Below are 22,227 nucleotides of genomic sequence, written 5' to 3' on the forward strand. Positions count from 1 at the left end.
TTAAGCAGCTACCCAGCCATTACCTTTTGAGGCTTGAACAAACACATGTTCAAACACTCGATTACACACATTAGAAAAGTCTTTACGGTCATAGCTATTCGGAAGGTCATCATCTAAAACTTCTTCTATAGCACTTTTAACCTTCAATTGACTTTGAGTATCTCTATACCAATCCTGAATTAATACTGTAGGTTTTTCATCCTTTAACCTTTGTAGTAGATGCTTAGCAGCATTCTTAACATCTTGCTCTTCCTTTTTAGTGAGCTTCGCTTTTTGAAGCAAATCAAACAATTCCAATTCACTTTCAGTTAAACCATTTCTAATACCACGTTCTTCTTCCTCTCGAAGCTGTTCTGCAAACTTTATAAGGTCTTCAAAATAATCTTCAGTAAGACTACCTCCTGAATTATATCTATCAATAATAGCTTGAAATCTTTCAAGGAAGGAGGAACGAGTAACGTTCTCAGACAACATCAGTTCTAACTTGTTTTCAAGAAATGCTCTTAAATCTGATATCTCAATATTTTTATATTGCTTTTGAGGAAACTCCTCTCTTAGTTTCTCAAAATTTAAAGATGATAAGTTTAACTCCTTTTTATAACCTGTAATTTTATATTTAGCAGTTGGGTCTCCTGCTAAGCTTTCTTTAGCATCATCTGTAGTTAACACACTCTGGTCGAGTAAATCAGATATTCTATTTTCAGCCTTTTCAATATTTGCTGTTCCAATATGAGAATCTACTACACCTCTTAAATAATGAATAACCTCAACAATGGTATATTTCTCTTTATGCTTAAATATATCTGGACGACAAGCTTCATACAAACCAAAAGCTGTGTTGTCGTAAACATTAAATTCTTTTCTAACAGAATCATTCGCTAGAAGTATATCTGCATACTCATTGAACAATTCTAGCTTAGAAAAAGTTTCTCCACTAGAAACTATTTTTTGTAAATCAATCTCTTGAGACGAACAAAATGCAGAACAGGCTTCTATAGTTTCATCTAGCAAAACATACAATTGTGAAGCATCTTGTACTGGGTCTTCTCCTTCTGGATTCTGGTCTTTATCTGAGTCCTCACCATTTCCATAATCTGCGAGAGCTCTCTTGATATTTCTAAAAACATTATAATAATCTACAATAAGTCCATTATGTTTTTCAACTCCATTTATTGTAGGAGCAACACGGTTGGCTCTAGCAATTGTCTGCATAAGCGTATGATTACGCATAGGCTTATCTAAGTACAAAGTTGATACTGTAGGAGCATCAAAACCTGTAAGCCACATAGCACAAACAAAAACCAGTTGTAATGGGCTATCTTCATCTTTGAAATTATCCTCAACTGTCTTTTGATTTTCGTCTAAAGAGTTCAATTTATCTCTATGGTATTGGATGTTCAATCCTTTAGCTTCAAAGGTTTCTTTTTCATTAGCATCTTCGCTAATTACAACAGCCATTTCTAGCCTGTTTAAGAAATCAATGACTCTTCTTAACTCTTGTTTCTTTTCGTTCGTTAGAGCCTCTTTATGTTCTTTTCTGAGGGTTTTAAGCTGTTCTTTTACGTGCTTATTAACCTTCTCATACATCTTTACAGCAGTATACTTATCTACACAAATTACCATCCCTTTTCCTAAATAACCTCTTCTTGGAAAATGAAATGCAATATCCTCAGCAATAGTCTCTAATCGGTCATCCCTTTTGATGACTTCCATTTCTTTAGAATACTTATTTTCTAACTTCTGTTGTTGCTGTTCGTCTAAATTTTCTTCTTCTAAAATAGTAGCTAAATCCTCATTAAGGTCGTCATTTGCAATGAGCATTTCAGGAAGTCGCTTATCATAAAATAATGGAACTGTTGCACCATCTTCAATAGCTTGAGCAAAATTATACTCAGATACATATTTCCCGAACCAAGCATTAGTTTTCTTCTCTTTTCCTAATAATGGTGTTCCTGTAAATGCCACAAACTGTGCATTCGGCAAACCTGCTCTCATATTTTCAGCCAATGAAGCATATTGAGTTCTATGAGCCTCATCCACTATAACAACTATATCATCTCTTTCAGAAAGAACAGGATATTTTTTTCCTTTATCATATCTAAACTTATGAATCAGGGTAAAGATGTATTTCTTATTAGTTGTAAGTACTTCTCTTAATTCTGAACTATTACTTGGCAAAGAAGTATCAGCTGCTGCACAAGCACCCATATCTAAAAAATTTCTATAGATTTGAGTATTCAGGTCTGTTCTATCAGTTATGACTAAGAAAGTAAAATTGCCTTTGAATTTTCTAAACACTTTACGAGTAAAGAAAACCATCGAATAAGACTTACCACTTCCTTGCGTATGCCAAAAAACACCCAGTTTTCCATTTAGCTCTTCTCTATTATCAAAGGAATCAACAACTTTATTAACTCCTATAAATTGGTGGTTTTTTGCACATATTTTATATGCTGAATTATGGTACATTATAAAGCTCTCAACATAATCTAAAAGCTTATTATGTTCACATAATCCATTAACGGTATACTTTAAACTAATACCACTCTTAGCAATACTTTTTTTATCTGGTCGTTCCTTCTCATCTTCAACACGAAGCCATTCTCCAAAGTGACCCCAAGGAGCTGTAAATGAACCAACACGGGTTTCTTTCCCATTTGAAAGAATAGTTACAGCATTATACCAAAACAACTGAGGCAATTCCTTTTTGTAAGTAGACAAGTTATCCTTATAGGCATTCTTAACTGAAACTGTATTATTTTTCAGTTCAATAAAAACCAATGGAAGTCCATTGACATATAGAATAACGTCTGGTCGTCTGTAACCTATTTCTCCTTTAATCCATAGTTGCTGAACCGCTAAAAAATCATTCTCATCTGGAGCATTGAAATCTATTACTTTAACAGTACCAAACGTTTCTTTTCCTGAAACATCATCATAATTAACTTGAATACCATTCCGCAAATCGTTATAGACTTCTATATTAGCATTGATTAGGCTCATTGCACGTCTACCTTTGACAAGTTTTGAAAGTGCTTGGTCTATTCCTTCTTTAGGAATATTAGGATTCAAACGAATGAGACGGTCTTTGAGAATATCTTCAAAAACAACTTTACTTTTATCTGAACGATGCGAACCATCATTTAGGTCATCAGCATTGGCTGTATAACAGTTTAATTTACGCCAAGGCAATACTTGATTTCCTAAAACTTGCATTACTGCTATCTCTATGTCGTCTTCAGATAAAAAGTTCTTCATACACGGTTAGCTAGTTATTAGTTTTTTATGCCACTCTTTAGAAATAATGAACTTCATACATTTCTTAATCTCAGTAGTATTAAATTTTTGAGCTTTTGTATCAAACTTTGCTTTAGGTGTTTTCCAATTTTCAAAAGCCTCTCTAATGGCTTTATAATCTAAATTTTGGGTGTCAGCGATAGCTTTACAGGTTGTATTCAAAAGTTCAATTTTATGGCTTCTTTCGTCTTTTGAATATTTAGAATAAATAGCCAATAACTCATCCATTGCACTATCTACTTTATCTAGTGTCGAATGATGATACTTAGCATCCATAATTTTGTCTTTATTTTCTCCAAGCACTAATACTTTGTAACCACTACTTCCAACTTCTTTTTTGGCAAAGAACCTATCTCGACCATTAATAAGCTTACGAATATTACCGTCATACGTACCATAGTGCCAGTTTTTCCATTGAAAACCAGTATTAATACCGTAGATTTTATCTATTAAGTAAGTGTTTTTAGCCAAGACCATTTCACCTTGAGGCATTTTGTGCTCTTCTTGCTTTTTAATAATGTGAGCAAGGATTTGTTTTTGATAGAAAACAGTAATTTGTTTTTGAGCTTCTACTTGTTTTTTATCTTCGGTCTGAATTTTAAGTTTTCCACTAATTAGCCTAGGCAGAAGTAAATCTCTTGTTTTTTGAAGATTTTGATTCTGAATGATGAGGTTATTTATTTCATTATTAATAGGATTGACAAAATCATCAAACTTAATTAGAAGTTCTTCTTTAGGGATTAGCAGATTGAACTTCCTTATAGAATCTAGCGTAATACTAGCTTGGCTAGCAGCTCCTTGAGCGCAACCTTCGATATACTCCTTGAAGGAATTATATTTTAATGTATGGTAAAGGTAATTATCACTTAAAGTATTTGAATTTACTATAACTGCATTTTGATTAAGTAAAGCTCCATTTACAAAAGAAGGTACTTTAATTACTTTTCCAACTACAGACTCTGGATTACTTGGCCAAGAACCAACTGTCTGTATAACGACAGCTCCAGTATTAAGTTTATGCTTTTTATATATCTCTCGATATTCTTCTGTCAAATAGGCAAGATTACTTGAGTCTATTGAATCTATGGTAAAATCACTAACCTTAACAACTGCCACGTCACCTGTTTCTTTAAACCAATCACTTTTAAAGGCATAACCTTTAGTTGTTTCTATTACATTACCTAGCTTATCAACTTTCCACCCTTCAGGGATACCTTTTGTAAAATTAGTATTTTGATAATTTGGAAATCGCATACGCACAAACCATTCTTTATAAGTTTGTTCCGCAATTTCTTCTAAAATGGCAATGCGTTTGGTGTTGTTTTTAATTAAGATATCATAATTCGCAAGAATATTTCCTATTTTGATTCTTTCCTCTAAGTCAGGAAGCACCCATTTTGTCTTTGCTAAAACTTTCCATTTAGCTCTAGGCATTTTAGTCCCGTTTGCAGTCACAGAAGCGTAATCAATAAATGGCTGAGAAGCAATTAAATAAAATAGGAAATTCTTCTCTTTTTCATTTTTTGGTCTTAGAACAGCAATATCTGTTGAACAAATACCATCGAAAGAAGGTTTAACCACTTTTCTAAAATAAGGTCTTAGTGTTCCTAGCAGGATGTCTTTTGAAGTGAATCTTCTTTTGTTGCTTTCAGCTTCACTAGATTTTCCGATTGCCTTAAAAGTAAGCAGTTGCTTCTCTATATGTTCTAATCCAATGTATGGGATATCTTCATTGTCATTAGGACTGAAACCTTCTTTGACTTCATCTATTAAATCTTTAAGAACTATTTCCTTACCGCTTCTAATCATTCCTTAGTAGTTCTTTAATATTCAAAGTGATTTTTTCAGTTGTCCGAACTGATGAATCGTATAATTCATTCAATTCCTTTGTTAAATCTGAAATCTTATCACTAAATTCTTCTTCAGTCATTCCATCTTCCTCAATAACTACCCCTACATAACGACCCGCATTTAATGAGAAATCCTGTTCTTCTATTTCAGAATAGTTAGCCACTTTACAAAGCCCGATAACATCGCCGTACTTAGCTTCAGGAAAGCGTTCTTGTAACCATTGTATTTGCTTAATAAAATAAATTGCAGATTTACCTTCCGTTTCATCCGTTACTAAAGGCTCTCTATTTACTTGCTCGTTGTTGTGTTCAATAAAAGCATCTAACAGCTTTCTTAAGGCTTTTAAGCTAGGTAAAGCTTTCCATACTTTATCATCTTTAGAACGTAGTTCCTTTTCTGCAAACTTGTATAACTTTTCTAATATTCTAGAGCGTTTGTCAAAGTCTTTTTTGGTTGTTTTCTTTTCGATTTCAAAAGCGGTTAATACCTCTACAAGCTTTCGTTGTGAATCATTATCACTATTACTTGTTCTTATGTATTTCTTTAAGATTGTTTCTGCTTTCGCGAAAGCGGAAGTAAAAGATTTATTTTGCTCAAATTTTTTACAATTGATTACGAAATCTGATAACTGTTCTTCATCAGCTCGTTTTTTCTGCGCATCAGTTATCTCTGCCTGTAAATACCATTTTGAGAAGGCTTCAGCAAGCTCATCGTAAGCCTCTGTAAACGCCTCGTAACTGAGTTTGCAATGTGAGAATAGAGTTTCGGTGCTTTCAATATATTGATGTACCAATTCTGTAAAGCGATGTTCTTTTTTCTGGTAAAGACTTGTGATAACGCCTAAATTCCAGATTTGCTCTTGGGTAAATTCTCTATGTGCTCTGTCTATCTGTCGGTATACATTACGAGCATCCACAAAGAGGATTTTAATATTGTCCTTTTCTGTTTCAAAATCTAATACTTCTTTGCTCTTATCAAAGAACCAAAGTGAAGCAGGAAGCGTTACCGTACTAAACATATTAGAGGATAAAGTGACCATTTGAGAAATCAAACCTTTTTTAATTAAGGTCTCTCTAATATCTCTTTCAGAATGTCTTGCATCTGAAGCTGAGTTAGGCATTACTAAAGCAGCCTTACCATTTGGTTTTAATGAAGTAGCAAATAGGTTAATCCAAAGATAGTTTCCATTTGGCACTAGATTTACCTCACCTTCTTTCTTTTTCTTAGTTTTAGCACCTTTGTTTTGTGGGATACCATAAGTATTAAAACGTATATCGTCTTTAATACGGTCATAATTTACATCCTTTACATTAAAAGGAGGATTAGCCATAATGTAATCGAACTTACCAAAGGATTCGTGAGCATCTTCATAATAAGCATTAGCTTGCTTTATACTACCACGCAAACCATTTACAACAATGTTCATTTTAGCTAGCTTAACCGTTGCTAGTGTTTTTTCTGCACCATAAACAAAAAGGTCTTTTTCTTTGGTGTCAGATGTTCTCCTATTAACAAAGTTGGAGCACTGCACAAACATTCCTCCAGAACCACAAGCTGGGTCAAACACTGTTCCTTGGTAAGGCTCTATAACCTCAACCATATATTTTACTACAGAAGTAGGAGTGTAAAATTCTCCACCACCTTGTCCTTCTGACATAGCAAATTTCCCAAGGAAGAATTCATATATTTTTCCAAAAATGTCTCCTGAAGCTGTTACTGGTATATCAGAAAAATTCTTGAGTAACGTTTTAAGTAAAGAGCTATCTATTCGAGCTAAAGCAAAATATTCATCTTGAGGTAATACATCTTTAAGCTCGGGCTTATAGCTTTCAATCTCATCCATTGCCTCTTTAATAGCTTTTGCTATATCAGCTTCTTCAGGAAGATTTAAAAGGTATTTATATCTAGCTATACGAGGTAAATAGAACCCACACTTTTCAATAGCTATTTCGTGAATTTCTCTTTGTCTTCGGCTATTCTCTTGGGCTTTTAATTCATCCTCAATATCCTTTTCAACAATGGTATATTTATTATCAGCAAACTTTAAAAATATTAACCCTAGAATTGGAGTATCTATTTCGTTAAGTTTTAAATCTGAGTCAGACCTCATTTTCTTTGCAGCACTCCAAAGGTCTTCATTCAGTTTTTTAAGTTCTTGATTGGTCATTAATTAAATTGCTAACTATCTTAGTAAATTAGATTAGCAATTTATCATTTTGCTAATTAACATGCTAATAGTTTTCTTAAAATTTCAAATAAGAATAAGTACATTTACACAGTAATTAAACCATTAAGTATAAGATTAAATAGAGTTTAAAATAATAGGAAAGCGTTAAGCTGTTGTTCTGTAAAGAAATCGCCAAATTTTTAAAACAGTAAGAATAACAAGTCTGATGCTCTCGTCCGTTCTGGGCGATGAGTTAGTACTTGTTTACTGTGGGTTTTGGCGAACCTCTTTACTACAAGGCTTGAAACCTCATCGCTTTTTTTGTTGAATAAAATTTCATTAGAGGTTTGTGATTTACTTTATCATGAAAAAAATATTTAATGCTATAATTGGGCTATACATTTTCTTCGCCTTATTTTCTCCTATATTCTATATAGGTATTGACTTGAAAAACCCTAAAGCCTTTGATATGATAATTTTCTTTTTAATTATCATTTTGGCAATAAGTAGTGTGATTACCATACACGAAAACTGGAAAGACACTGATAATTATGAAGAATAGAAATTCAATGAATTGGCTAGATAAGTTTCAACAAAACAAATATTGGAAAGACTACAGGTTTAAAAAATTAAAGTTAGGCTATCCAAAATTTGATTTTCCCGTTGAGTTAATTGATACCGTTGGCACAAAAGAGTTTCTAAAGGTTGAAATAGAAAGAATTCCATTATTCATTGGTACACAATTTGGTATTTACCCTAATCCAAAAGAAACTTACAAGAATATCCAGCAACCTATTTTAGTAGCTAAGCTTGACAAGTCCCTAATATCTGGTTGCGTATCAGGGTTAAGCATTTGCAGCTATAAAGATGATAAGTTTCAAGAAATAGAATATTTCAAGAACTAAAAAATTTTAGAAAAATAGGGAGATAAAGGACTGTATATAATGACACCCCTATAGCCCTAAAAGCAAAATCACTTTTGAATTGGGGTATGGGGTTAACAAATTTAGTTCTATATAAAAACTTTTCAACTTTTAAATTCACTATCACTGGGCGGGAGAAAATGTACCGTAGAACTTAGGTTTATAAACTCATAGTAATATATCAGTCATTTCAATCTAAATCATCACTTAAATCTTCTCCTATCACCTCGAATAGTCAACAACTAAGTGACCATATCAAATTGTCACTTCCCTATATACAATAAGTTTAAAGACTCATGAATTAACATGAAAGGAATTGAAACAATCTAAGCTATTTTAATACTATTCGGGCAAATATCGGGAAGAAAAAAAGCCAATCATCTGATTTACAAATAATTGACTTTTAATTTAGTAGCGGGAACTGGACTCGAACCAGTGACCTTCGGGTTATGAGCCCGACGAGCTACCTACTGCTCTATCCCGCGATATTGGACAGCAAATATACAACCCTTTTTCATTTCTACAATAATAATATTAAAAAAATAACTCCCAACACCTAAATGCTGAGAGCTATCATCTAATATAAAACTCTATGTTAATTAATTATCGTCTTCGTCGTCCTCATCGTCTAAAGTTACTATAACACCTTCTGAGGTCATATTTACAAAATCATACTGCTTAAGGTTAGGCAATTGCTCTTTTAATTGAACTAATTCACCCTTGAAATCATTATTTCCTATCAACAATACTTTTAAGTTTGTTAAGCTGGCTAAATCTGTAGGTAAGTTTCCATAAAATGCATTATCAGATAACACCAACTCTTCTAAATTCTTTAAATCACAAATAGAATTGGGTAATGTTCCGAAGAAATTATTATCAAAAACGCTCAATATTTTTAAGCCCTTTGCATTAGCAATACTTGCCGGTAACTTTCCTGATAGCTTATTACTGCTCAATAGCATCGTTTTCAAATTGGTTAGACCTCCAACAGTTGAAGGTAACTCTCCTGTTAATTGATTACTATATAATTCTAAAGTATTCAAGTTAGCTAGTTGTCCTATTGTTGTTGGAATTTCTCCATCAATAGCATTCATGAACAACTTTAAGTTTCTTAATGACTTTAAATCACCAATTTCATTTGGCAATGGCGCATTAAGCATATTAAAAGCAATATTTAATGTCTCCAAAGATTTTAAGTTTTTAATCGATGAAGGAATTGCTCCTGTTAATTTATTTCTAAAGAAATTAATATGTTTTAAGTGAACTAAATCACCAATAGCTTCTGGAATTTCTCCTCTTAGACCATTAAACTCTAAGTTAAGCGCAATGACTTTATCATCTTTTACGACGACACCATGCCAATCTTTAACGGGAGTTTTTAAGTTCCAAGTGGTTTTCCAAAGTGGACCATTGGTAGACGTGTACAAAGCTTCGAGAGCTTCTTTTTCTTTTGTTGAAACGTTACCAAAGGACAATAAGGTAACAAGACACATTAGTAATGTAATTTTAGCGGTTTTCATAATAGTAGATTTGTTTAGGGACAACAATTTCTATTACGAAAATAGCCGAATACCTGATGAAATACAATTATTTTCGATGAAATGCACGTTTCTTTAACGAGAATGTTACTAAACTACTGATACACAATCATTTAAATAATGGCTATTGTTCTATGTTTTGGGCCTCAAAACTTGTTATTTCCTGGTTTTCAGTAGTTATTTGTAATTGAATTGGATTGCAGCACACTTCACAATCTTCAATATACTTTTGTCGAGATTGTGATATATCGATAAGCATTGAAATGGTTTCCCAACAATATGGACATTGAAAAAAATGTTCTTGCATGCTTAAATTTATGACAATTTTTCTAAGTCATATTGAATGGTCTCCCAATCCGTCATTAGTTTAGCCAACTTTTCTTTTTTAGCTTGATAGCGATCAAAAAATGTAGTGTCGGCAACAGTAGCATCATAGTTAGTAGCCAATTCGACATCATCGTCTTTAATGTCCTTTTCTAACTGACTAATTTTAGACTCAATATTACTTAATCTATTATTGAGAGATTTAAGTTTTTTTTGATCTTCGTAAGATTGCTTATTAGTTTCCTTTGGTAATGATCTAACAACGGTTCGCTTTTCAACTTCACGAAGATTTTCAACATTTCGTTGTTCTAAATAAAAATCAATATCACCTAAATATTCCTTTATTTTTTGATCTTTAAATTCGTATACTACATTAGCCAAGCCTTGAAGAAAATCTCTATCATGAGACACTAAAATTAAAGTGCCTTCAAACTTTTTAAGCGCTTCTTTAAGTACATTTTTAGATTTTATGTCCAAATGATTTGTAGGCTCATCCATCACCAAAACATTGAGTGGTTGAAGCATTAATTTAGCTAAGGCTAATCGATTTCGTTCTCCTCCTGACAGTACTCTAACATATTTTTCGACTTCATCACCTCTAAATAAAAATGACCCTAAAATATCACGAACTTTGCTTCTATTGGTCTCATTGGCTGCATCAATCATAGTATCTAGAACCGTTTTACTCCCATCTAGATATTCGGCTTGATTTTGAGCGAAGTAACCAATTTGCACATTATGACCTAATTTTAAATCGCCTTTATGTTTTATTTCGCCAACGATAATTTTGGCCAACGTTGACTTTCCTTGTCCGTTTTGTCCAACAAAAGCTGTTTTGCTATCACGTTCAATCATTAAAGTGATATTGGATAACACATGGTTATCATCATAACTCTTAGAGACATTTTCTGCTTCAATAACTACTTTTCCAGGTGTTACTGAAATAGGAAAATTAAGCGTCATTACACTATTATCATCTTCATCAACTTCAATACGCTCCATTCGATCCAATTTCTTGATCAGCGACTGAGCCATTGTTGCTTTACTGGCCTTAGCTCTAAATTTCTCAATGAGTTTTTCGGTTTGCTCTATCTGTTTTTGCTGATTCTTTTGTGATGCTAATTGCTGGGTTTTAATCTCATTTCGCAAGATTAAGAATTTAGAATATGGTTTTGGGTAGTCATATATTCTTCCTAGAGAAATTTCTATAGTTCTGTTTGTTACATTATCAAGAAACATTTTATCATGAGATACAATAACCACTGCTCCAGAGTAACTCTTTAAGAAACTTTCAAGCCATATGATCGATTCAATATCTAGATGATTTGTTGGCTCATCGAGAAGCAATATATCGTTATTCTGCAATAGAAGTTTCGCTAATTCGATTCGCATTCGCCAACCACCAGAAAACGTATCTGTAAGTTTATTAAAGTCATTACGTTTAAAACCTAAACCTTGTAAAATCTTCTCTGTTTCACCTTGGTAATTGTATCCACCAATGATTTCATATTGATGCTGTATATCATTGAGGTCAATCATTAATTGATTGTAACTTTCACTTTCATAATCTGTACGTTCTGCCAATTGTGTATTGACATGCTCCATTTTAGCTTCAAGTGATTTGATCTCTTCAAAAGCCTCATAGGACTCTTCTAAGACAGTCCTTCCGAAGACAAAATCGATGTCTTGTTTAAGAAACCCAAAACTCAAATTTTTATCGGCTGCAATTTGCCCTGAATCTGGTTCTAATTCTTTAGATAAGATTTTTAGCATGGTCGATTTACCAGCACCATTCTTTCCGATAAGACCAATTCGGTCACCAGGACTAAGCTTAAAGGTGATATCTTCGAATAAATACTCGCCTTGAAAAGAGATAGATAGATTATGAATATTGAGCATAGTTTTTTCAAATAATACAATTACAATAAACATTATAATTGTTAGACTTAATACCAGTAAATAAATTAATTTTGTAACCAGTAAAGACAACAAAAGTAAACAAATTTAAGTCATGTTAAAAGGCACAAAAATATATAGTATTTTCACGGGATCTTGCCCTAAATGTCATAGTGAGTCTATGTACCAAAGAAAAAATCCTTATATACTGAATGATGTTTTGAAAATTAATGATAATTGCTCGCATTGTGGTATAAAATACCGATTAGAACCTTCGTTTTTTTATGGCTCCATGTATGTCAGCTATGGCGTTGGAATTGCTTTTGCTGTAGCGGCTTTCTTAATTAGTTATCTGTTTTTAGAAACCAGTTTATTTACTGCCTTTTTAGCTATTGTTGGCACACTTATAATCTTGGGACCAATCATTATGAGGCTATCTCGAAATATTTGGATTAATTTATTTGTGAGTTATGACAAAAAAGCAACAAAAAAATAACTAAGTATCAAATCTTTTGATATCAATTTCTAGGTCTAGATCACTTCCTTTTTCAATATGATTAAATAGTTGCTCTGCAACATATGGAGACATCATAACACCTCGTGTTCCTAATCCATTAAGAACATGCAACCGATTATTGCGCGAATGTGTACCTACTAAAGGACGACGATCTTTTGTTGTTGGACGTATTCCAGCGACTTGATGTACCACTTCAAAATCGCAACTAATAACCTGTTTTACCTTTTTCAAGAGCTCCTCTTTAGCATTATTGGTAATCTCATAGGTTTTATCTTCCCATTCATATGTACCGCCAACCCAATATAAATCATCTTCTAACGGCACTATAAACACTGAAGACTTTAAGATAAAATCCATATTCAAGTCAGGTGCTTTTATGGTGAGCATTTCCCCTTTAGTTCCGTTTAATGGTAAAAAATTAAAGAACGGGTTTTTAGATAAACCATAACCTTCGGCAAAAATGATATGCTTTGCTTTTATAGTTTCATATTGAATAAAGTCTGATTGAATATCCAGTGAATCATAGTGAAATTCATCTTCGGAAAGTTGATGATTACTTTTAAGATAGGCTCTATAAAATTCTACTAATCGTGTTGTATTAATTCGTCCAGAATGTAATACCTCACCAAAACCATATTTAGCACTGATAGCGGCGTTGGTATTATTGACTAATTTGGTGGATAAGAAATCGCTTAAAACAGGCTTATCAGAAGCGACAAACCATTCGTTTTGTTCTTCAATAGAGGCCAACTTTCTATAGACAGGGATTTCAAAATCTAATTTAATATCTAACAATTGTTCTAAGATTTTGTATTTAGGTAAAGCCAACTCTAATTGAGTTTTGGCTTTCCATACTTTAGTAAACCGTTTTAATACGACTGGATTATATAACCCAGCTGCAACTCTGGACGAGTGTTGAGAGTTATTATCAAATACCAAAAACGTTTTATTTGCAGCTCTTAATTGTTCAGAAAATGCAATTCCTGCCAACCCGCAACCTACAATGATATAATCGATTGTCTTCATTTCTACAAAAGTAAGTCAAATAAAAAACGCTCACTAAAATTTAGTGAGCGTTTTCATATAATTTATGTCTTTACTTAGTAAGACCACATATCTTGTTCGAAGTTACGAATCTTGTCTTTGATACGATCAGATTCTAACAATTGCATCAATGCATTATCTGCAATATAATCTTTAACTTCTCTATCACCATATACATTTTCTTCTTTGTACATATAGCCATTAAAACGTCTCGAGTTTAGTAAATGGTCAAAAGTGATAGGCATTGCGCTATTTCTATTATTAAACGCTTTTCCTTCGTGTAATATTTCTCTAGCTTCTGGGAAAAATACCCAAAACAATGCATTAGGCACTTTATTAGATTCGTCTTCAGAATCGATAAAGTTAATGTCTGGTGCTGCAGGAGCAATACCAAGAACTCTATACTTTAACTCTCCATGACGCTTATCAAAATACCAAAGTCCTTTGATTAAATATGCACTAATATCGAATGCTTCAATATTTCTGGTTCTGATATATTCAGGATCTACATATCCATCAGCATTTAATTGGTCATAACCAATATCTAAAGTATCTACTTTAGTTGTGATGTCACCTAGTTCCTTCATTGATCTCTTTTCAGTAAAATAAGAATCATTATAAACGTTCTTAATTTTTCCTTCTTTAACTGCTGCAATTAACGTATGATATAAAGATCTACGCTCTTTACCAATATTATTGGTATCAACAGGGAAATACATTGGAAAGTTGACACGTTCATCTAAAACAACTTTTTCCCAAGTCATTTTAGAAAACAGAATGTCTCTATCATCAACATAACCATATTCTAAAGGCTTGTCATTATCTAATGCTAACTGTGCTTCAGTTTTAACACCAATTTCTTGGGGTGTTTTAGCATTTAACAGATTTGCCTGAGCACACACACTAGATGTGAATCCCACTGCGGCAACTATTGATAATATAAATTTATAATTCATCTTTTTTAATTTTAATTTGGGTTAATCAATACAAAAGGTTGATTAGTTTGCTAATTCAATAACAGCTGGTGTTGCAGGCTTAATTACTGGTCCAGTACTTCTTGATTTGATATCAAAAATTTGAACTGTTGCACCACGCTTAGCTTTACGTAAGGCCGACTTAGCTGCACCATTAAGTCTGTTACCAGAACATGTTACAGATGGTTGACCAGGTACTTTAAATTTAAAGCTAGTTACTGTTAAAGGTAAATCGAAATCAAAGTCTTCTAACTCTGCAGAAACTTTACCAATTTCAACATTGTTTCTAGGTAGTTTACCTTGACTTGTTCCAACGATTTTACCAGTTGGTTTTGGAATATCTTTAATTCTAAATACCGCTTTATCACTTACTTTAGAACCGTCATCTAATGTAGCTGTAACATTAATCGTTACTTCTCTACCAGATGTTGGTACCATATTATATTTACCCATTCCAGAACCTCTTGATAAACCAGCTCCATTTGCTTGAACTTTATTATCTGGTACACCAGCAAACGAAATAGTCATCGGGTTAGTTACACCACGATAAACAACATTCATCTTATCTGCAGAAATTGTTGCAGAATTTGGACGTGGTACAACCACATAGTTTCCTTTAATTGGGATTTCTAATGGTTTACCATCTTCTAAGAAAGTAAATTTACCATCGATTTCATGTTCACCAACGCCACCAACACTAAAGTCAAGACGTGCAGCTCCTGTTGAATCGATTGCTTTTTCTAAATCTATTGCTTGGCCTCCTATACTTAAACCTGTTGGAGGTACTTTAGCATATTTACCAATTACTACTCTACCTTGGAATTTTTCACCAGCAAAGAATGCTGATTTATCAGCCAAAATAATAGCTTGATATTTGTTAAGTGAAACGGCATCTGTTAATACATTACCTAAGAAAAGGTTCATCATTCCAGCTTCAGTAACTTTAACATCATTTTGCATAGCTGTTAACTTTGTAAAAGATGCAATTGCTGGGAATCCTTGGAAATGATAATTTAACCATTCGATTTTTTTATCATCCTTATTAGGAACTTTATCAGTATTAAATAAATCATTAAAGCTTTCTAGAGCCTTTTTGTATTTAATATCTTCACCTAAGATTCTTCTTATTTCAGCTTTATAGCTTTCTATATTAGCCATTACTTCGTCACCTTTCTTCGTAAAACGATCTCCAGTAAACCAAGCCTCGTCTAAAATATCTGTCTTATCCATAGCTTCAAATGGTAATTTACCAGTTTCAGGATCGATTGTATACTTTCCCTTCTTTAATAAATCATTCTTTAAAGTTTCTAGATAATTATAGAATTTTTCAGATGCATTACTAACTTCCTTAGCTTTTGCAGCTGGAACTAAGAATTCTTCTGGTTTTTCTTCAGATTTTCTTTCTAAATCGGCTAATAACGTCTCATTTCTGTCTGTTGTTGCCAAGTTAGATGAAGCAAATTTTGCTTCCATCAAACCGAAAGCAGATAATACCTCTTTCGACATGTTCATAGCCATCATCGCGATGAAGACTAAGTACATTAAGTTAATCATTTTCTGCCTTGCAGATAATTTTCCTCCTGCCATGTTTAATTAGTTTTTAGTTGTTAATTAATTATAGTTCAAAAAACCAATTAGTTTTTGTTCATCGCAGATAACATTCCTCCGTAAACACCATTTAATGATGATAAGTTAGATGCTAGAGATTGCATTTGCTCTTTTAATTTAGTCGCATTTTCTACAGCTTCTTCATTAATTGCAGCTTGACGATTAGCACTTTCCATTTGTACTTTGTAAAGGCTATTTAATGATTCCATTTGAGCAGCAGCTAAAGACATTTCTTCGCTGTACTTCTTTTGTGCATTCATTGCATCAACCGTAGGGCTAATTCCCTTGGCAGCACCTTCAAAGTTCTTTATACTAGACCCTAAGCTTGCCATTAATTCACCATCAATTTTAGCTTCTTTTAATAAGTTGTCTAATTTTTTAGATAGTAATCCTTCAGCATCTTTAGGTTCTTCTTTCTTTGCTTTTTTAGCAGATCCCATTCCTCCAGCTAATTCTGGATATACTAGAGACCAATCTAATTCTGATTGTTGTCTTTCGAATGCTGAATATGTAAATACCAAGGCTTCTACAATCATACCAACAGTTAAAATTTCAGATCCAAAAGGCCAGTGCTGAATTTTAAATAAAGCTCCAACAATTACGATTGCTGCTCCTAGTCCATAGACCATGTTAGTGAGTGTGATGTTTCCTTTCTGTGCCATAATTTTGTTTTTTTTTTAGTTTAAGTCGATAGTTAACTTAAGTAGATTAATAAATATTTAGTTGAGTTAATTATTTTAAATTTTAGTTGGTAGCTGCATTTTTAGTTACTTCTGTTCCCATATAATCTTGAACAGTTCTAAATCCAATGTAGCTTCTTGCAGAATCTGCATATTCGTAATCTCTTGAACTTACTTGTAAGAAGTAAGCCACATCTTTCCATGAACCTCCACGAACGACTTTACGTTCGTTACTAGCGTCATTTACAGTTGGATTAAACGATGCCATATATTCATATGAAGATGCCTCATAAGATCCTTGTACCCATTCTGAAACATTACCAGCCATGTTGTATAAGTTGAAATCATTTGGCTCGTATGCATCTGCTTCTACAGTATACAATGCTTGATCTGCAGCGTAGTCACCTCGCAATGGTTTGAAGTTAGCCATAAAACAACCTCTGTCGTTTTTAGCATAAGGACCTCCCCAAGGGAATGTAGCTCCTTGTAAACCACCTCTTGCAGCATATTCCCATTCTGCTTCAGAAGGTAATCTATATTTATTTACGAAATGTCTTCCTTTAGATTTTCTATAACTGTTGTGGTACAATGTTCTCCATTGACAAAACGCATTAGCTTGTTTCCAAGATACACCTACTACAGGATAATCTCCATAAGCATCATGCCAGAAATAATCATTGTGCATTGGTTCATTGTATGAATAAGAGAAATCTCTAATCCAAGCAGTTGTATCTGGATACACTTCTACTTCTTCAGTGATGATAACATCCTTACGTTCAAGATTTCTGTTTTTCGCAGCTTTTTCAATGTCCATATATTTATACTGGAACTTGAATTTTTTCACATCCCAAGTACGTTGACCATTATATGATTCTTCGATTGGTAAGTACATTGTATCCATAACCTCAGCATAGTATTCATCTGGATAATCGGCTGTATCAAAAATTAAATCAACATCGCTGTTTAATTTTCTACCTTCATAACCTGTTGGACCTAAACCACTATAGTTATTGTACATATACTTTTCATAAACTGACATGTTTTCTGGATCTGAATCTTTAAATGCAAATTCACCAATACCTCCATTACCTGGAGTCTCACCAATTTCATCGGCTAGTATTGCCAGTTTTGTTCTAAGAGTAGAATCTCTTACCCATTCTACAAATTGACGATACTCACTATTTGTGATTTCTGTTTCGTCCATGTAAAAGGCTCTCACTGTGACTGTTCTTGTAGGAGCGTCTTGTACTCCAGCTAAATCGTCATCTGACTTACCCATTATAAATGCTCCACCTGGAACAAGTACCATACCATAAGGCTTTTCTGGGTGCCATTTCTTTCCTTTAACGCCTACAAGTTGTCCTCTGTCACCAGAGTTACAACTACTAACCATTAGGGCTAAAACGGCAGTTAATAAAGCAAACTTCTTAATATTCATAGAAACTCGAGGTTAAATTATTTTAGTTGTAATTATGTGTTAAATAGTGTTCTTAATTATTTTAAGGCAGTAAACATATTTATATATTTTGTAAAAACCAATTTTTTTTCAATATTTTTTGCACTTAATCCCGAAAAGTTAACATTTCATCGATTAAAAATTTGTTAATTAACAAAAGGTAAATATACTAAAAACTGTTCTTTTTATACGCTTTATACCATCTTTCTGGTATTTTACCGTGACTTGCCTCTATATAATCTTCATGTGTGCAAGGTAATAACGTATGCTTTTTTAATTTATTATTAACATTTGGCAAAAAAGGTATTTCTATCCACCAACGACCCGTTTTGATACTTTTATAGAAAATTAATTCTTCATCTTCAATCAATACATTGTACTTCTGATGATTAGCTTCGTTATCAAAATCGTCATCATTTATTCTACAATTAACACCTTCGATGAAATACCAAATCATTTGCGACATAAGCATTGGTGTTGCTTCCAATTCATTCGATGGCTTATATTCATAAATTCCAAACGACGACACCTTATTACTTATACCTGCATATCTTGCTATAGCACAAATCTCTTTTCCGTTGAAACCATTAGGAGAAAATTTTTGCTTTGTCCCTACTTCAGCTGCTCTTACCGATTTTAAATCCATAGTCACAATATGTGCATCTCGCATTACAGGTTCTACCATATTTATATTATGCGTCACATCTCCTAATCGATAAGCCTCAAAATAGAGTTTCTCCATTAAATCGATTTCCTCCTGTGAATTAAAATAGGTTTGATATCCTACAACTGAGTAATTAAATAAATTGTATGGTTGTTCTAAGATAACTTTACCAAGAAAACTATTATTCTTCATTTCAACGGAAGCATCACCTAAATCAAAATTACTATCAACATTCACGATGTTGATCATTGGAGACATGGTATCGTATGCACGATAGTTTGCATAGGTCAAATCTTGACTACCTCCTATAATAATAGGTATCACTTTGTTTTCAATTAAAACAGAAATAATTGTACGAACTGCATAATAGGTGTCTTCAACGGTAGCGCCTGCTGGTATATCACCTAAATCGGCAATCGCAGTATGCCAATTACCTGGAAACAATGCATATAAAGATGTTCTAATGGCATCGAAATTTAATTCTTCGCCCATATAGTTTACATCATTGCGATTTTCTTTAACGCCAATAATCGCTAATTTGACGCCATCTAAATCTGGAATACCTTGTTGTGAAGAATGAATTTTTATTTTTTTGCCCAGCGCTTGTTCAGACAATAGTTCGTTATGAGCTAATACTGTATCTGAAACAGGAGACAAAAAATTAAAATTCATTTGTGCTATTTTTTAGTAGTTGTTTTTTTCTTGGTGGTTTTCTTTTTAGCTGTTGCTTTTTTCTTTGGCGCCTTTTTCTCAATATGTGCTTGAGCTTCTTCTAAGGTCATTTCTGAAACATCAACTGTCTTAGGTAACTCTACTTTTATTTTACCTTTAATAATATTGTGTCTTCCCCATCTTGCTTTTTCTACACGAATTCCTTCTGCTTCCCAATGATGGATTAACTTATCTTTTTCTTTTTGAATTTTATCTTCAATCAATTCTACGATATCACTATCTGATAAATTATCCCAATCGTACTTTTTATTGACATTGATAAACATATTGTTCCATTTAATAAATGGACCAAAACGACCTTTACCTTTTTGAACTGGTAAATCCTGATACATATATATAGGAGCGTCTGCCTTTTGTTTTTCTTTTATAAGTTCAATAGCTAGATCCATTTCAACATCTAAAGGATTCATTCCTTTTGGAAGTGAGACAAACTTTTTACCAAACTTAACATAGGGTCCAAATCGACCATTATTAACTTCAACAATTTCGCCTTCGTAAGTTCCTAGTTCTTTTGGCAACTTAAACAACTCCATAGCCTCATCATAGGTAATGGTCGTTAATTGTTGATCTGGAGCTAAACTAGCAAATTGCGGTTTCTCTTCATCATCTACAGTTCCTATTTGAACCATTGGTCCAAACTTACCTAGACGTACGCTAACTTGCTTTCCTGATTTTGGATCTGTTCCTAAAACACGCTCACCAGATTCACGTTCGGCATTTTCTTGAACATCTTCTACTCTAGGATGAAAACTCTTATAGAACTCTTTCATCATTTTAGTCCAGTCTTCTTTCCCTTCAGCAATTTCATCAAAATCAGCCTCAACTTTGGCAGTGAAGTTATAATCTAAAATACTTCCGAAGTGATTGACTAGAAAATCAGTAACAATCATACCAATATCTGTTGGGACTAATTTGCCTTTGTCACTGTTCACCTTTTCTGTAAGTGTTTTATCTTTTACAGCACCTTGCTGAAGCAATAATTGAGAGTACTCACGCTCAACACCTTCATTAGATCCTTTTTCAACGTAATTTCTATTTTGAATTGTAGAAATTGTTGGCGCATATGTAGATGGTCTTCCAATACCCAACTCTTCAAGTTGTTTTACTAAAGAGGCTTCTGTATATCTATATGGAGCACGAGAGAAACGTTCGGTTGCAGTAATATAGCTGTTTAATAATGTCTCATTCACTTTCATCGCTGGCAACATTCCTTCTTGCTCGATATCTTCATCATCTGTTCCTTCAAGATATACTTTTAAAAACCCTTCAAACATGATAACTTCTCCATTCGCCGTAAATGTTTCATTGTGTGTAGAGGCTTCAATTTTCACATTTGTACGTTCTAATTGCGCATCACTCATTTGAGATGCAATAGCACGCTTCCATATTAAATCATATAAACGCGCTTGATCTCTTTCTACATCTGCCGAATGCCTTTTAAAATCTGTTGGTCTAATTGCTTCGTGAGCTTCTTGAGCACCTTTAGATTTTCCTTTATAATTTCTAGGTTCACTAAATTTTGAACCATACGCATCTTCAATTTCTGCTTGCGCGCCTTTACGAGCTTCATCAGATAAGTTAACACTATCTGTTCTCATGTAAGTAATCAAACCTGCTTCATACAAACGCTGAGCATTACTCATCGTTCGGCTTACAGAAAATCCTAATTTTCTTGATGCTTCTTGTTGTAATGTAGAGGTTGTAAATGGTGCCGCTGGTGATTTTTTAGCAGGTTTCTTCTCTAAATCTGAAACCTTAAAACTTGCGTTTGCGTTAGATTCTAGAAATGTATATGCCTCTTCTTTAGATGAAAAATTCTTAGGAAGCTTTGCTTTAAATGTTTGTCCATCTTCGTTTGAAAACTCGGCATCGATTCGATAGGAAGCTTTTGGTGTGAAATTTGTAATCTCACGTTCTCGTTCAACAATTAATCTTACTGAAACCGATTGAACACGACCAGCAGACAAGCCTCCTTTTACCTTTCTCCATAATACTGGAGATAATTCGTAACCAACAATTCTATCTAAAACACGACGTGCTTGTTGCGCATCTACCAAATCATAATCAATCCCTCTAGGGTTTTCGATAGCTTTTTTTATGGCAGACTTTGTGATTTCATGAAAAACGATTCGTTTTGTCTTTGCTTTATCAAGACCTAAAGTTTCAGCCAAGTGCCAAGCAATAGCTTCTCCTTCACGATCTTCATCACTTGCTAGCCAGACCATTTCAGCCTTTTTCGCTAAATCCTTAAGTTTTTTGACAACGTCTTTTTTATCTTTAGAAACTTGATATTTAGGTTTAAAATCCCCTTCAACGTCAACTCCTAATTCTTTTGACGGTAAATCGGCAATATGACCAAAACTAGATTCTACTTTGAAATCTTTTCCAAGAAATTTCTCTATGGTTTTGGCTTTTGCAGGTGACTCTACAATGACTAAATTCTTCGGCATATATCAATTTTTGAGGCTACAAATGTATGTGAAAAAAAAGTTATCTTCCTAATTTTAGTGAACTTCGATTGTATTTTATCTAAAAAAAGTGGTTTTTATCTATTGT

General features: G+C 33.4%; 16 protein-coding genes and 1 tRNA gene. 3 read left to right on the plus strand and 14 right to left on the minus strand.

The window, feature by feature from the left end; genetic code table 11:
* The 3 genes from Q0783_RS12855 to Q0783_RS12865 are packed head-to-tail and all read right to left on the minus strand — an operon-like array spanning position 1 to position 7,315.
* The gene (locus tag Q0783_RS12855) at positions 1–3,258 is read right to left on the minus strand and encodes a type I restriction endonuclease subunit R (protein ID WP_298895750.1); all 3,258 of its coding nucleotides are present in this window, start codon (positions 3,256–3,258) and stop codon (positions 1–3) included.
* Positions 3,259–3,264: 6 nt separating this feature from the next.
* Positions 3,265–5,106 (minus strand): restriction endonuclease subunit S, encoded by a 1,842-nt coding sequence (locus Q0783_RS12860; RefSeq protein WP_298895752.1) that lies wholly within the window; start codon positions 5,104–5,106, stop codon positions 3,265–3,267.
* Complete coding sequence (locus tag Q0783_RS12865) at positions 5,099–7,315, minus strand: type I restriction-modification system subunit M (RefSeq protein WP_298895754.1); 2,217 nt, start codon at positions 7,313–7,315, stop codon at positions 5,099–5,101. Before Q0783_RS12865 ends, Q0783_RS12860 begins: the two co-directional genes overlap by 8 nt.
* Before the next feature lie 364 nt (positions 7,316–7,679).
* Between Q0783_RS12865 and Q0783_RS12870 the strand changes: the two genes are divergently transcribed.
* Both Q0783_RS12870 and Q0783_RS12875 read left to right on the plus strand, forming a co-directional pair.
* A complete protein-coding gene (locus tag Q0783_RS12870; RefSeq protein WP_298895755.1) occupies positions 7,680–7,877 on the plus strand; it encodes a hypothetical protein in 198 nt (65 codons plus the stop codon).
* Positions 7,867–8,220: a hypothetical protein gene (locus Q0783_RS12875; protein WP_298895756.1), complete on the plus strand. Its 354-nt coding sequence runs from the start codon at positions 7,867–7,869 to the stop codon at positions 8,218–8,220. Before Q0783_RS12870 ends, Q0783_RS12875 begins: the two co-directional genes overlap by 11 nt.
* Positions 8,221–8,650: 430 nt before the next feature.
* On the opposite strand, the gene Q0783_RS12880 is transcribed toward Q0783_RS12875, so the two are convergent.
* The 4 genes from Q0783_RS12880 to Q0783_RS12895 form a co-directional block, all read right to left on the minus strand.
* A tRNA-Met gene (locus Q0783_RS12880) sits at positions 8,651–8,723 on the minus strand.
* Between the two features lie 114 nt (positions 8,724–8,837).
* Positions 8,838–9,758 (minus strand): Two component regulator three Y domain protein, encoded by a 921-nt coding sequence (locus tag Q0783_RS12885; RefSeq protein ID WP_298895758.1) that lies wholly within the window; start codon positions 9,756–9,758, stop codon positions 8,838–8,840.
* Positions 9,759–9,900: 142 nt separating this feature from the next.
* Positions 9,901–10,083, minus strand: coding sequence for a CPXCG motif-containing cysteine-rich protein (locus Q0783_RS12890; RefSeq protein ID WP_230936557.1), 183 nt, complete (start codon positions 10,081–10,083; stop codon positions 9,901–9,903).
* A gap of 8 nt (positions 10,084–10,091) precedes the next feature.
* Complete coding sequence (locus Q0783_RS12895) at positions 10,092–11,999, minus strand: ABC-F family ATP-binding cassette domain-containing protein (protein ID WP_298895760.1); 1,908 nt, start codon at positions 11,997–11,999, stop codon at positions 10,092–10,094.
* A gap of 112 nt (positions 12,000–12,111) precedes the next feature.
* Between Q0783_RS12895 and Q0783_RS12900 the strand changes: the two genes are divergently transcribed.
* Positions 12,112–12,492, plus strand: coding sequence for a DUF983 domain-containing protein (locus tag Q0783_RS12900; protein WP_298895762.1), 381 nt, complete (start codon positions 12,112–12,114; stop codon positions 12,490–12,492).
* On the opposite strand, the gene Q0783_RS12905 is transcribed toward Q0783_RS12900, so the two are convergent.
* From Q0783_RS12905 to topA, 7 genes are all read right to left on the minus strand, one after another.
* Positions 12,493–13,539: an FAD-dependent oxidoreductase gene (locus Q0783_RS12905; protein ID WP_298895764.1), complete on the minus strand. Its 1,047-nt coding sequence runs from the start codon at positions 13,537–13,539 to the stop codon at positions 12,493–12,495.
* 74 nt (positions 13,540–13,613) lie between these two features.
* Positions 13,614–14,513: a gliding motility protein GldN gene (gene gldN / locus Q0783_RS12910; protein WP_298895766.1), complete on the minus strand. Its 900-nt coding sequence runs from the start codon at positions 14,511–14,513 to the stop codon at positions 13,614–13,616.
* Positions 14,514–14,555: 42 nt separating this feature from the next.
* Positions 14,556–16,118 carry a gliding motility protein GldM gene (gene gldM / locus Q0783_RS12915; RefSeq protein ID WP_298895769.1) on the minus strand — a complete coding sequence of 521 codons (1,563 nt, stop codon included), beginning with the start codon at positions 16,116–16,118 and terminating at the stop codon, positions 14,556–14,558.
* A gap of 47 nt (positions 16,119–16,165) precedes the next feature.
* Entirely contained in the window at positions 16,166–16,801 is a 636-nt protein-coding gene (gldL, locus tag Q0783_RS12920; protein ID WP_230936562.1) for a gliding motility protein GldL, read from the minus strand.
* An 82-nt stretch (positions 16,802–16,883) separates the two neighbouring features.
* Complete coding sequence (gene gldK / locus Q0783_RS12925) at positions 16,884–18,257, minus strand: gliding motility lipoprotein GldK (protein WP_298760680.1); 1,374 nt, start codon at positions 18,255–18,257, stop codon at positions 16,884–16,886.
* A 187-nt stretch (positions 18,258–18,444) separates the two neighbouring features.
* Entirely contained in the window at positions 18,445–19,611 is a 1,167-nt protein-coding gene (locus Q0783_RS12930) for a formimidoylglutamase (protein ID WP_298895774.1), read from the minus strand.
* Between the two features lie 5 nt (positions 19,612–19,616).
* Positions 19,617–22,121 (minus strand): type I DNA topoisomerase, encoded by a 2,505-nt coding sequence (gene topA, locus Q0783_RS12935; RefSeq protein WP_298895776.1) that lies wholly within the window; start codon positions 22,119–22,121, stop codon positions 19,617–19,619.
* Positions 22,122–22,227 lie beyond the last annotated feature (106 nt).

It is taken from the genome of uncultured Psychroserpens sp. (genome assembly GCF_947500255.1).
Lineage (GTDB): Bacteria > Bacteroidota > Bacteroidia > Flavobacteriales > Flavobacteriaceae > Psychroserpens.

Coding starts and splice junctions, on each gene's coding strand:
- Q0783_RS12855 (WP_298895750.1), bottom strand. CDS start 3,258: ATGAAGAACTTTTTATCTGAAGACGACATAGAGATAGCAGTAATGCAA.
- Q0783_RS12860 (WP_298895752.1), bottom strand. CDS start 5,106: ATGATTAGAAGCGGTAAGGAAATAGTTCTTAAAGATTTAATAGATGAA.
- Q0783_RS12865 (WP_298895754.1), bottom strand. CDS start 7,315: ATGACCAATCAAGAACTTAAAAAACTGAATGAAGACCTTTGGAGTGCT.
- Q0783_RS12870 (WP_298895755.1), top strand. CDS start 7,680: ATGAAAAAAATATTTAATGCTATAATTGGGCTATACATTTTCTTCGCC.
- Q0783_RS12875 (WP_298895756.1), top strand. CDS start 7,867: ATGAAGAATAGAAATTCAATGAATTGGCTAGATAAGTTTCAACAAAAC.
- Q0783_RS12885 (WP_298895758.1), bottom strand. CDS start 9,758: ATGAAAACCGCTAAAATTACATTACTAATGTGTCTTGTTACCTTATTG.
- Q0783_RS12890 (WP_230936557.1), bottom strand. CDS start 10,083: ATGCAAGAACATTTTTTTCAATGTCCATATTGTTGGGAAACCATTTCA.
- Q0783_RS12895 (WP_298895760.1), bottom strand. CDS start 11,999: ATGCTCAATATTCATAATCTATCTATCTCTTTTCAAGGCGAGTATTTA.
- Q0783_RS12900 (WP_298895762.1), top strand. CDS start 12,112: ATGTTAAAAGGCACAAAAATATATAGTATTTTCACGGGATCTTGCCCT.
- Q0783_RS12905 (WP_298895764.1), bottom strand. CDS start 13,539: ATGAAGACAATCGATTATATCATTGTAGGTTGCGGGTTGGCAGGAATT.
- gldN (WP_298895766.1), bottom strand. CDS start 14,513: ATGAATTATAAATTTATATTATCAATAGTTGCCGCAGTGGGATTCACA.
- gldM (WP_298895769.1), bottom strand. CDS start 16,118: ATGGCAGGAGGAAAATTATCTGCAAGGCAGAAAATGATTAACTTAATG.
- gldL (WP_230936562.1), bottom strand. CDS start 16,801: ATGGCACAGAAAGGAAACATCACACTCACTAACATGGTCTATGGACTA.
- gldK (WP_298760680.1), bottom strand. CDS start 18,257: ATGAATATTAAGAAGTTTGCTTTATTAACTGCCGTTTTAGCCCTAATG.
- Q0783_RS12930 (WP_298895774.1), bottom strand. CDS start 19,611: ATGAATTTTAATTTTTTGTCTCCTGTTTCAGATACAGTATTAGCTCAT.
- topA (WP_298895776.1), bottom strand. CDS start 22,121: ATGCCGAAGAATTTAGTCATTGTAGAGTCACCTGCAAAAGCCAAAACC.